Origin of the sequence: Mucilaginibacter angelicae, assembly GCF_042434235.1 — a bacterium.
GTDB lineage: Bacteria > Bacteroidota > Bacteroidia > Sphingobacteriales > Sphingobacteriaceae > Mucilaginibacter > Mucilaginibacter angelicae.
In genome coordinates, this window is record NZ_JBHLTS010000017.1 from 20543 (window position 1) to 33255 (window position 12713).

Consider the following 12713-nt stretch of genomic DNA (forward strand, 5'->3'; position numbering starts at 1 on the left):
TTGATTTTAGTTTATAATTTGCCGGCAATAAAATTTTGAGATTTGTTACTGCCTGATGGTTGAAACGAAATAAGCGGAATTTGACATTGCGAGAGAGGGGTAAAACTATAAATTGCAGGGGTCAAAATATATAAAAACACCCCATTTTGATAGTTTTTGCATAATGAGCGATAAAATAAGTGTTAAAATCACGTTTATTTTATTTCGGAGTATTTTTATGTCGATGATCTGTCGCTCAGATAAAGGCAGCTTTATTTGGAAGAGTTTTTTTCAAACTCGTTCATACGGTAGGAAATTTGAAAACTGGCCCGGTGTTTTTTGATGAATTCGGAAGGATTAATTCCGTATTGTTTGAAGAATTGTTCGCGAAAATATTTCACATCGCTGAAGCCCACCTGGAACGCGGCTTCGTTAACATTACAATTGGTTTGGATGAGCAATTCGGCGGCTTTGCGCAGGCGTACAAAGCGGATAAAATTATTCACAGACTGCCCGGTAATACTTTTCAGGCGTTTAAACAAGGTTGGATAGCTAATACCGATCTCCTTAGCCAGCACATATACATCAAACTGATCATCGGTAAAATAATGTTCAATCACCGAAATACAATTATTCAGGAAGTCCTTGTTTTCCTGCGAGATACTGCGGCCGGTACTGTTTTTGGTAACCTCCTTATAAAAATAATTTTGCAGCTCGGTTTTATTGCGCAATACGCTTTTTACCCGGGCAATGAGCAACTCTTTATCAAAAGGCTTACGTAAAAAATCAATAGCGCCTTCCTCGATACTCTTCAGCATGATATCAGGCGTTGTATCACCCGTTAACAGGATCACAGGGATATGGCTTATGGCCTGATCATCCTTTATAATGCGGCACAGATCAAGCCCGCTCAAACCATCCATTACAATATCGCTTATAATTACATCGGGCATGTGTTTTTTTATAAGTTCAAGTCCGGTGTTACCATTTTGTGCTTCAATTACATTATATCCCGGCGTAAAAATCTTTTTGATGTACGACCGGATCTGATCGTTATCATCAATCACGATAAGCGTATGCCTGGCCGAACTGAACAGTTCCAGCACGCTTAACTCTCCCTCTTCAGGTACAACATCCTTGCTATCATCGTCAATAAGCTCATTAACATAGGTGTAATCAGGCACAACATCATCCACTATGGCATCCCCCGCAAAATGGGCTTTGCCCTTTGGCAGCGCAAGCACAAAAGTAGTACCCCCATCCGGATTATTGGAGTAGCTGATATTACCTTTATGGCTTTCAATAAAAACCTTAACCAGGTATAAGCCTATACCAAAGCCCTTACGGAAATAGTTTTTATCCTTTGCCTGGTAAAATTTGTCAAACAGCCTATCACCCACCTCGGCATTGATACCTATGCCGTTATCCACTATCTTAAAATACACGTGAACATCGTCCTGCTCAATTTTAATATGGATGGTACCGCGGTCGGGCGTAAATTTTATAGCGTTTGAAATGAGGTTAAACAGGGCAATTTCTATCTTCTCCAGGTCGCCGTATACTTCAATATTTTCATCCCCGCCCTCAAGGCTATAATTTAAGTGTTTAATTTTAGCCTGCTGGATAAAGCAGGAATAAACCTCGTTACATAAACTCACAAAATTCAGCTTGCTCACTTTTAGCAAGGCATTTTCACTTTCGGTTTTCCTGAACAGCAATAAATGATCAACCAAACCCAGCAAACGGCGTGCATTACGGTAAATGGTGCTCAACTCTTCAGTATTACCCTTACTTTGGTTAAGCAGGTCTTTTATAGGGTTGATAATAAGCGTTAGCGGTGTCCTGAATTCATGCGATACATTGGTAAAGAAAGTAAGCTTCTTTTCGTTGAGCTCCTTTTCTTTCTCTACCTGCAGGTTAGCCAGTTTTACTTTAAACCTGAGCCGGGCCTGGTTTAACCTATACCTGTAAAATGCATAACCTATGGCTATTAATACTGACAGGTAAATCAAAAAGGCCCACCAGGTACGGTACCATGGCGGTAACACAATTATTTTAATGGCGATGGGCGGCGCTGTCCATTGCCCCTCAGTATTAGTGGCCCTGATCTTTAGTGTATAAGTGCCTTCATTAAGGCGTGAAAAATAAGCCGATTTCAGTTTACCCACATAGTTCCAGTCGTGGTCCCAGCCTTCAAGATAGTAGGCATAGGAGATCTTTTCAGGAAATGAATATTCGAGCGCGGTGTAACTGATGTTCAGCGTAGCCAGGCTAAACGGGATGGTTACTTCTTTTATTTCGTTCAAAGGTGCCTTTTGTGCATATCCATTATCATGCTCAATTGATATGTTGTTTATTTTAAAATCAGAAAGCATGAGCCTGGGCTGATGTGCGTAGGGTGCAATGCTATCGGGCGAGAAAAGATTAAACCCTTTTATCCCGCCGAACAACATTTTACCGGATGCCAGCTTCAGCGCTGCATTATAATTAAACTGGTTGCTCTGTAATCCGTCGGAACCATTGTAATTAGTGATCTTTTTTGTTGTTACATTAAAACTGGAAAGCCCGTTGTAAGTACTGCACCATAAATTCCCGCTGTTATCCACCAGTATATTCAGTATCGTATTACTGGGTAGCCCGGCCGATTCAGTGTATCTTTTATATTGATGGGTATTGGTATCATATTGAAGCAAGCCGCCGCCTTCGGTACCTACCCAAAAGTTATGTTTATTATCTTCGGTAATAGCCCTTATGGCCTGGCCGATAAAATAAACCTGGTGCTTTTTATGCCGAACATCAACTTTAATAAGACTGGTGTAATTTCCGGCCCATAAATTGCCGGTATGATCTTCAAAAAGTGCATGAATATTTACCAGGCTGTTATCAAAAAGCTCAAACTGATCTTTGGTGCGGTTGTACAAAAACAAAGCGCCTCCCCAGGTGCTGCCTGCCCAGAGGCGGTGCTGTGAATCTTCATACAGTTTCCAAAAGTTCCGTTCCTCCTTTTTATCTACCGGGTTGTAGCAGCTGTAATGTTTAAACCGGCCGGTTACATTATCAAAGGCATCAATACCGCCGTTAAAGGTTGCTACCCATACTTTGTTGGTATAATCATTTAAAATACTTACAACAAAGTTGCTGCTGATACTCCCCGGGGCATTTTGATGCACATAAGCCGTAAATGTGTTAGTTTTGGTATTCCAGTAATTTAGCCCGCCGCCATCCGTGCCAACCCATACGTTATGCAGCTTATCTTCACAAAACGACAGAATGAAATTATTGATAACACTGTTTTTATTAAAAGCATCGTGTGCAAACAAATGAAATGATGTTGGCTTACGATCGATAATGTTTACACCGCCGCGCAGGGTTGCTATCCAGATGCGGGATTCGCCATCTTCATAAACAGCATCAACAGCACCGCTGCGTAAGCTATTCGGTGTTTCGCCGGCAGTAATATAGGTAATGTCGCCCGTCGCCCTGTTCCACACTTTGATACCACCGCCATTTGTGGTAACCCAGATATCCCCGTTTTTTGTTGTGGCCAGGCTGAAAACATTGTTACTCGTTAATTTATTAAGCCCTATATCAAGCTTTGATGTTTTCAGGGTAAGGGGATCGTACATAAACAACTCGTTGCCCCATCCTGCAATTACCTTACCTTTTCCATCAATGGTCATACAGCCTGCATTTGCCAGCTCTGGAGCCACTATTTTTATCTTTTCGGTAGCTGTATCGTACCTGCCAAGCCCAACCCCGCTTACCAGCACCCATATGGTGCCCTGTTTATCGATCCGGGCGGCGAGCGTATTAAACCTTGGTTTATTGATATCGTAAAAAATCTCTTTGCCAACGGAATCTGTTTTCCCAAATTTCAGGAACCCGTATGTGCCGTTGGTGACGAAAATATTGCCCGACCGGTCGGTCACCGTTTCATTAATGTTAAAGCCGATTTTGATAGGCTGATGCTTTTCGTTATAGCAATAAAGGGCATGAAAGCGGGAATCGGCATAGTCAAAATACATGAAGCCTTTTTCAGTTCCCACATAGATCCGTCCGCCGCAGGCGTTGATGGATTTAATGTGGTTGTTAACCAGCGAATTTTTATCGCCCCAGATATTCCTAAAAACCTTAAATGTGTAGCCGTCATAGCGATTAAGGCCGTCATATGTCCCCATCCACATAAAGCCGTATTTATCCTGCGTTATACAGGTTACGGCATTATTTGAAAGGCCATCTTCAATTCCCAGATACCTAACCGGAAAACCAGGGCCTTTTGCCAGGGCTGCTAAGGAAGAGCATAAGAAAAAAACAAGCAAAAAAACCTTTAATCGCTGAAACATCCGCCGGAAAATCAATAACTGGTTATCCTCAAAGGTATCAAAATGTAACAGGCTTTCATTTGCAGATTTTATCCTGTTTTAGCATAACAGAAATAACAATATTGCAAAAGCATAAAAACAGAAACACCACATCGCACCGGATCAAAAGAGGTGAAGAAAATAACGCCGTCATTGGCGACAAATAATTAACAATTAATTATATTTGGGAATATTATAAACCGGTTCTTAATAAACATTTATTGTACTGCGGCCTCAGCCGTAAAAAAGCGGGGAAGGCTTTAATTACGCATTAAATGCTTGTTGCATAATTATAACAGGGCCATATTATTTATTAAAAACATTTGATTAAACATTTATCTGCCTTGGTTAAGTATTTATTTGTCTCTTATTTGTGCCTGTGGGCGCTTACTTTACACGCGCAAAACATACTCAGGATTGATAAAAGTGTTCAGCAACATAAATTTACCCTTAACGAGGTAAAATACCTGCAAGACAGCACAGGGAAGCTAACTTTCCAGGATATCCAGGAAATGGGCTCCTCCTTTACCGAAAACAGCTCATACTATCCCAGCAACCACCATAAAAACTCCACCTATTGGTTCCGGGTGCGGATGTATTTTAACGAACCTATAAGCGGCAACAGTATCATTGAGCTTTTTGATCAAACAACTGATGAGGTAACGGCTTATATGCCTGATACAGCCGGCAGGTATACCCAAAGTGAGTCAGGTGCCAACCTCGATTTCAGCAGCCGGCTTTTTCACCATAAAAACTTCGAATTTTTGATCGGTGATACCCAGCCTGGCTACCATACTTATTATTTCAAGGTAAAATCGCACAATGCGGTAAATGTTATTATAGTTTACCGTACCATTAATTACTTTATTCATTACGCGCTTAATGAATATTTAACCTACGGCCTGTTTTATGGCATGATCCTCATTTTTTGTTTCCATAACCTGCTCATGTTTTTGGCGGTTAAAAAGAGGCAATACCTTTATTACGTTTTTTACATTTTAGCCGTAGGTCTGTATGAAATGAGTGCCGACGGCATAGCGTTCCAGTATCTATGGCCCGAAACGCCGGGTTTAAATCATTACGGAAACGGCATTGCCTTATTTTTTACCAGTATTTTCGCCCTGGTATTCAGCAAGGAACTGTTGCAGGTTAAAACAAAGGCCCCACAATTTAACAGGCTCATTAACTATGTGCTGGTGTTGCGTACTACTTACTTTTTGTACTGCCTTATTTTCAACAAATCGTTGTTTGTATATAAGTTTGTTGAGGTGATCCCGTTATCGCTGGCTTTTGCCACCGGTGTGTATATTTATAAAAACGGCTATAAACCGGCCCGCTTCTTTGTGCTGGCCTACTCGGTATTGTTTGTGGGCTTCATGGTTAAAGCCCTTAGCGCGCTTGGCTATACCTATTTTTTACCCGCCCCGGTAAGCTATTACAGTCTCAGCTTTTGTTTTATTATTGAGATGGTGCTGCTGTCATTTGCCATAGGCGACCAGGTACGCATCCTGCGAAAAGAAAAAGATGCGGCCAATGAAGAAACCATAAGGCAGATGCAGCTGAACAGCCAGCTGAAAGACTCGATTAACGAAGAGCTGGAACGGCAGGTTGAAGCCCGCACGCATCAGCTGGTTGAAAAATCAAACGAGGTAAGGCAGCAAAGCCAGATCATTGAAAATCAAAATAAGGAACTGTTGCTGGTCAACCTTCAACTGGAAAAACAGGCAGGTGAAATATTGCGGATGAATGTCTTGCTTGAGAAAGATAACGTTCAGCTGAAAACAAATATCGAAAAGGTTACCGAGTCGCGTGCATTATCTACTGAGCTGGGTTATGAGGAATTCAGCGCCAAATATCCCGACCAGGAAACCTGTTTTAAATTCCTGTCGGCTTTAAAATGGAAGGATGGCTTTATTTGTACCCGCTGCTCAAATACAACCTATTGTGCAGGAAGGCTGCCGCACAGCCGCCGCTGTACCAAATGCAGCTATGAAGAATCGGCCCTGCACAATACCATATTTCAAAACAGCCGCATCCCAATTAACAAGGCTTTTTATCTTACCTATCTTATTTACAGTACCAACGGCACCATCTCGTCGCACCAGCTTTCTGAAAAGCTCGATATCAGGCAAAGCACCTGCTGGACGTATGCTATCCGCATAAAAAAGGTGCTGCAGGAAAAGAAAAAATCACGAAAGAAGAATGACCAGCAGGGTTGGACGGTGCTGGTGATGTGATAAATCCGCATCAGACAGACGCATGTGATGCGTCTCTACATCATTTACTCCCCTCAGGGTACTCTACGAGTTTAAGTTAACCCACAAAAGTGCATGTTTTTATTAGCATGATGTGTTGTGTTGCCCCTCTGGGGCAATAGAATATCATTGGTTCGATATGCTACAAACCTTTTGCACCTCTGGTGCACCTGTCCTTGAGTATATCCCATTAATATTTGTTTTCCCAATTGTAAAAATCCCCCAGAGGGGGTAAAGGTTTGTAGAAATACAGCCATCCTTCTTACCAGAACCCCGGAGGGGTTCAACTCACATTAGTTTATTCAATTGAAAAAGTGATTTGCACCCAATTTTGTGGGTTAACTTAAATCTACGAGAGACCTTGAGGGGACAGGAAAACGGGTCATGCTGAGCTCGTCGAAGCATAGCGGGTAGGGCCACTGCGCGCGTCCTTCGACAGGCTCAGGATGACAGGCCATCTACATTAATGTCATTTCAACTTTACGTCCCCTCAGGCTCTTCAACCAAGCCCCACCCTCTTATTTTCACCCTCAAAACTTCGTTTTCAGCCTAATAAAGCAGGTTTTTACCGCCTCTAACCGGCCTCAATTGTCATTTTTCAAATTATTTTCACTTTTTTTTCTTGTTCACAAAGCGTATCAGCTGCAAAAATGAACCGGGTGTAACCCGCTGTAAATACGCCACTTCAACGTTTGAGTTTATCGTTATCAAAACGTATCAAAATCTATTTAAATATCTTAAAATCAACAACTTACATACAATTTACCTATTGCATTATTGGTTTATTCCACGTTAAATTTACCCCACCAATTACCAATTAGTAATACGCTTAACTAACAAATTGTCCATATGAAGTAAATACCGCACAGCAGTAACTACCTGCATTGCTATTGTGTAAACCAGGTTTGCCTATAGCCTATTCCGGCAGCCGTGGCTGCTTAACCAACTAAACAGCAATTAATTATGAAGAAAAAAATTACGCTAATTTTTGTTTTACTTATTACAATACTAACACGGTCCTTTGCACAGGATATTGCCGTGAAGGGTATTGTTAAAGACAGCCAGGGTCTGCCAATACCTGGCGCCACTGTAAAAAACAAATCAACAGGTGCCGTAACAGTTACGGATATGAAAGGCAGCTATTCAATTACCGTGAGTAGCAGCGGAACGCTTGTATTCAGTTTTGTGGGTTCTACTACACAAGAGCAACAGGTTAAAGGCCGCACAACAATTGATGTAACACTGGCCGATGCCAACAAACAACTGGAGGAGGTTGTGGTAATAGGTTACGGTACACGAGCAGTTAAAGATGTTACTGGCGCCATAAGCAGTGTCAAAGCCGAAAAATTGGAGAACGAACACCCGGCCAGCGCTACCGACATTATCAGGGGTAACATCCCGGGCATTTCGGTTGCTTTAAATACCTCGGCTAAAGGCGGCGGTACAGGCGATCTGCAGATCAGGGGTAAAGCCTCACTTTCGGGCAACGTTCAGCCGGTTATCGTTTTAGACGGGGTTATTTATCCGGGCCAGCTGGCTGATATCAACCCTAACGATATCGACCGGGTTGACGTACTGCGCGATCCAAGTGCGCTTGCCGTATACGGTGCACAATCGGCGGGTGGCGTTGTAGCTATCACTACCAAAAAGGGTAAAAAAGGTGGCACTCAAATCACCTTAAATGCCAACTTTGGTATTGCACAACTATTACAAAATCAAAAATATTATACGGGGGATGGCTTCCTTAACTGGCGTGCCGATGGGGCCCGCAGTTCCAATACTTCAAACCCCTATTATTACTACAGTAATCCCAACAAGTTGCCGGATGGTGTAACACTTGATCAATTCCTTAATGGTGCCAAAGGCGATCCAACCACCATTTGGTTGCAGCGTTTAGGGTTATTCCCGAACGAAATTGCCAACTACCAGGCCGGTAAAGTTACCGACTGGTCAAAACTGATATTCCGCAATGGTTTCCGCCAGGATTATACCGGCAGCTTTTCGGGAAGTTCAGAAACGGTTAAATACTATGTATCGGGCAACTACACCAAAAATCAAAACCTGATCCAGGGCGGTCAGTATACCGATGGCCGTTTCCGTGTAAACCTGGAAGGTAAAGCTGCTAAATTTTTAACCCTTGGTGTAAATGCTCAGTTTGCAAGCCGCGGTGAAGGCGCAGCCAGCACCCCATTAAGCGGCCAGGCTATTGATGGTACCGAAGCCGACTGGACACAGATCATCAATTCATCGCCCTATGGCGACGTTTACAATGCCGACGGGTCATTACGCCGGATAGATACTGACGATAGCGGTTTGAACCAGCGTAACCCTTTCCTGGGTGCTCGTTATAACCAAAACGTGGCTGTTCAAAACACCCTGTTCTCAGTGCTTTTTGCGCGTCTGGATCTTCCGTTCGGTATCAAGTATACGGTAAATTATGCGCCAACTATCGAATCGTACAGAAACTTCTTCTTCCGCCCGGTGGCTAACCCTAACGAACTTTCGGGCGGTACTGCTATCCGTACGCAGGAAAACCGTTACAGGTACAACCTCGATAACATATTAAGCTGGAACAAAACTTTTGGTATCCATAGCTTTGATGCAACCTTCCTGCTCAACAAAGAAAAATATTCAACCTGGTATACAAATGCCTCCAATACACAGTTAACCCCAACCGACATTTTGGGTTACCACAACATTGGCGCAGGTACTTTACCTGTTGAAAGCAGCGACGACCGCATTTATAACGCTGATGCTATCATGGGCAGGATCAACTACACCCTGTTAGGCCGGTATATTGTTACCGCCACTGTACGCCGCGACGGTTTCTCAGCCTTCGGTCTGGAGCATCCGCGTGAAGTATATCCTTCTGGCGCTGTGGCCTGGGTTTTCAGCGATGAAAGCTTTATGAAAGGCGATGCCTTTAAATGGCTGGATTATGGTAAATTACGTTTTAGCTACGGTGCCAACGGTAACCGTACCTCAACAACCACTGCCGATCCGTCTATATCATTGGCTGTATTAGGCGGCATAAAATATCCAACGGCAAACAACTCTGGTACAGTTACCAACAACAGCGGTATTTATGTAAGTACCTTACAAAACGCGGCGTTAAAATGGGAACGCACTGTAGGCCCAAACATCGGGCTTGATTTCACCATACTGCACAACAGGTTGAGCGGTTCGATAGATGTTTATGACCGTAAAACCACCGACCTGCTTGTTAAACGCAGTATTCTTGACGTTCAGGGCTACAACTCATCGGGCGATTTACCGGGCGGCGCTAATAACTCCAATCCGTATACCAACATAGGCCAGGTTAACAACAAAGGATTTGAAATTTCACTGGATGGCAAGATCATGAAAAGTGAAAACTTTAACTGGAATGCCAGCGGTACATTTTTCTTAAACCGCAACAAGATAGTTCACCTGTACGGTGCTTTCCCGGTTACCGATGCCAACGGTGTTACCACCAATGTTGAAAAGGACGATATAGGCAACGGCTGGTTCATTGGTCACGATATAAATGCCGTTTGGGATTACAGGATCCAGGGCGTTTGGAAAACAAGCGAGGCCGATCAGGCCGCTAAATACGGTGCTAAACCAGGTGATTTTAAATTGCAGGATGTAAACGGCGACTTTAAGTTCACCAACGATGATAAGCAATTTTTAGGTTCAACCAATCCAAGCTTCAGCTGGTCGTTACGCAACGATTTCAATATTCTTAAACATTTCGATGTATCGTTCCTGCTGGTATCAAGCATTGGTCAGTTAAGGCAATATAACCAGGCCTTAAACAACCCCGGCAGCGTAGGCTTTGCACGCATGAACTCATACGTGTTACCATACTGGACACCGGATAACCAGATAGATGATTACGCCCGCTTAAACTCAGGCTCATCAGGTACAACCATCAACGTTTGGCGTAAAGCTTCGTTTGTAAGGCTGCAAACCGCTTCTATAGGTTATACTTTCAGTCCGCAGCTCATCAAACGCCTGGGCATATCAAGTGCCAAATTATTCGTGAACGCAAGCAATGCCGCTGTGTTTTCAAGCTGGCCGCTTTGGGACCCGCAAAATGGCGGTCCTACTCCAAGATATTTATCAGCCGGGTTTAACGTAGTTTTTTAAAGGAGGGATTTATACATGAACAAGATAAACAAAAACATCATGGCTGCAGCTTTAACAGCGGCAACCATATTTATAACGGGAGGCTGTACCAAGCGGGCTGATCTGTATCCGCAGGCGCCTTCAAAATTTACGCCCGACGTAACTTATACTTCGCCGGCTGCATTTAAAGCCGCTTTGGCTACGCTAAATGTAAGCGTTAGGTTTGAGTATTTTGGCGATTCGGCCCCTTTACTTACCGAATCGATATTTACAGATGCTGCCGTTGAGGGTACTACCGATAAAACCACACCGGCACAGGACCTTAACGCAAGGATCACCCCTACCGCCAACTTAAACAGCGACGATTATAACAAGATAGGCCGTTACTGGAGCGCGTGGTACCAGGGGATCCATGACTGTAACGTTATTTTATCAAGGCTCGATAACATCAAATGGCCGTCAGATGCCGATAAAAACCTGGTAAAAGCCTCTGCATTGTTTCACCGGGCTTACCGCTACTATCGCTTAGTTCATGAGTTTGGCGATGTGCCATTGTTGCTTAAAGAAGAAACTGTTGTAAATACAGGCTACTTTAGCACACAACGCATCGTAATTCTTAAGCAAATGAAAACCGACCTGGAGTTTGCTGTGGCTAACCTTACTGATGCAAACGCAAAAGGCGATATTTCAAAAGGCGGTGCCGCACACCTTTTAGCTAAGGTTGACCTTGCCCTTGGTTTATTTGATGATGCTATTGCAGCAGCTAACATTGCTATCAATGGCCCTTATCACCTCATGACCAATCGTTTTGGTATTGTTGCCGGCGATGCTTCAAAAAATATCATCTGGGACCTTCACCGCCCCGAAAACAAGGCATTGGGAACCAATGCCGAAGCTTTGTATGTAGTGCTTGACCGCGAAACACTTGACGGCGCTACGCCAAACGGATCGCAGGTGATGAGGAACTGTGTGCCGATGTGGCATAATGGCACTATCCTTACCCCGGGCGCGCTTAAACCGGGCATTTCAGATAAAGTTACCGAAGAGTTCCCGCTTACCTTATGGTATGGCCGTGGCATTGGCCGTTTACGCGGTACCCCGTATGCTACCAAATACATCTGGACGGATAACACCGACTTAAGGCACGCTCCCGGAAACTGGATGAACATGACCGACCTTGTTTATAACAGCCCTGCTATTAAAACATCCGATCCTGCCTGGTATGGTAAACACCTTGAGCAATATACCGCTGCCAACGTTAATCAGCGTTTCCTGAATGGCGCAAAAGACACCATCCGTGCATGGTTTGGCTGGCCGCACTACAAAGTGTTCATTGGTTCAGGCCCTATTGCGCTTGATAAATGGTGGAGCCCACCGCGCGGTACCAATACTGACTGGTATGTTTTCCGTTTAGCTGAAACCTACCTGTTGCGTGCCGAAGCTTACGTATGGAAAGGACAAACCGGGCTTGCTATGGATGATATCAACAAAGTAAGGGCACGTGCCAATGCGCAGCTGTTAACAGATGCAGGCAGCGTAAACATAGGCACCATACTTGACGAACGCCAAAGGGAACTGTACTGGGAAGAGCCCCGCAAAACCGAGCTTACCAGGATAGCTTACATCTTTGCTCAAACAGGCATCCCGGCCTACAACGGCAAAAGCTACAACGTGGCCAATTTTTCAACAAGCAACTTCTTTTATGACAGGATCATGGAGAAGAACGACTTTTACAAAAACCCTAACGTTGTAACCAACTCAGGTAACCACTTTACCATTTCGCCATACCACGTTTTATGGCCTATCCCGCAAAGCGAGATCGACCTGAATGTGAACGGTCATATTAACCAAAGTAAGGGTTATTCAGGTTCTGAAACCAATATACCACCTTTGGATAAGGTACAATAGTTAACACCAAACTGTAACATTTTAGCCGGGCATTAGTCAATTGATTAGTGCCCGGTTTTTTTACGGAAAATTGTTGAGGATGATAAAATGCTACAAAATC

General features: G+C 43.7%; 4 protein-coding genes. 3 read left to right on the plus strand and 1 reads right to left on the minus strand.

The features are described 5' to 3' along the window. Positions 1-251: 251 nt before the first annotated feature. Complete coding sequence (locus ACFFGT_RS05130) at positions 252-4298, minus strand: two-component regulator propeller domain-containing protein (RefSeq protein ID WP_377021436.1); 4047 nt, start codon at positions 4296-4298, stop codon at positions 252-254. 386 nt (positions 4299-4684) lie between these two features. Here ACFFGT_RS05130 and ACFFGT_RS05135 point away from each other — a divergent pair, with 386 nt between their 5' ends. The 3 genes from ACFFGT_RS05135 to ACFFGT_RS05145 all read left to right on the plus strand — a co-directional run bounded on the left by ACFFGT_RS05135 (position 4685) and on the right by ACFFGT_RS05145 (position 12613). After that, complete coding sequence (locus ACFFGT_RS05135; protein ID WP_377021437.1) at positions 4685-6577, plus strand: 7TM diverse intracellular signaling domain-containing protein; 1893 nt, start codon at positions 4685-4687, stop codon at positions 6575-6577. A 981-nt stretch (positions 6578-7558) separates the two neighbouring features. Continuing rightward, the gene (locus tag ACFFGT_RS05140) at positions 7559-10726 is read left to right on the plus strand and encodes a SusC/RagA family TonB-linked outer membrane protein (protein ID WP_377021438.1); all 3168 of its coding nucleotides are present in this window, start codon (positions 7559-7561) and stop codon (positions 10724-10726) included. Between the two features lie 15 nt (positions 10727-10741). Beyond that, positions 10742-12613, plus strand: coding sequence for a RagB/SusD family nutrient uptake outer membrane protein (locus ACFFGT_RS05145; RefSeq protein WP_377021439.1), 1872 nt, complete (start codon positions 10742-10744; stop codon positions 12611-12613). The last annotated feature ends 100 nt before the right edge of the window (positions 12614-12713 follow it).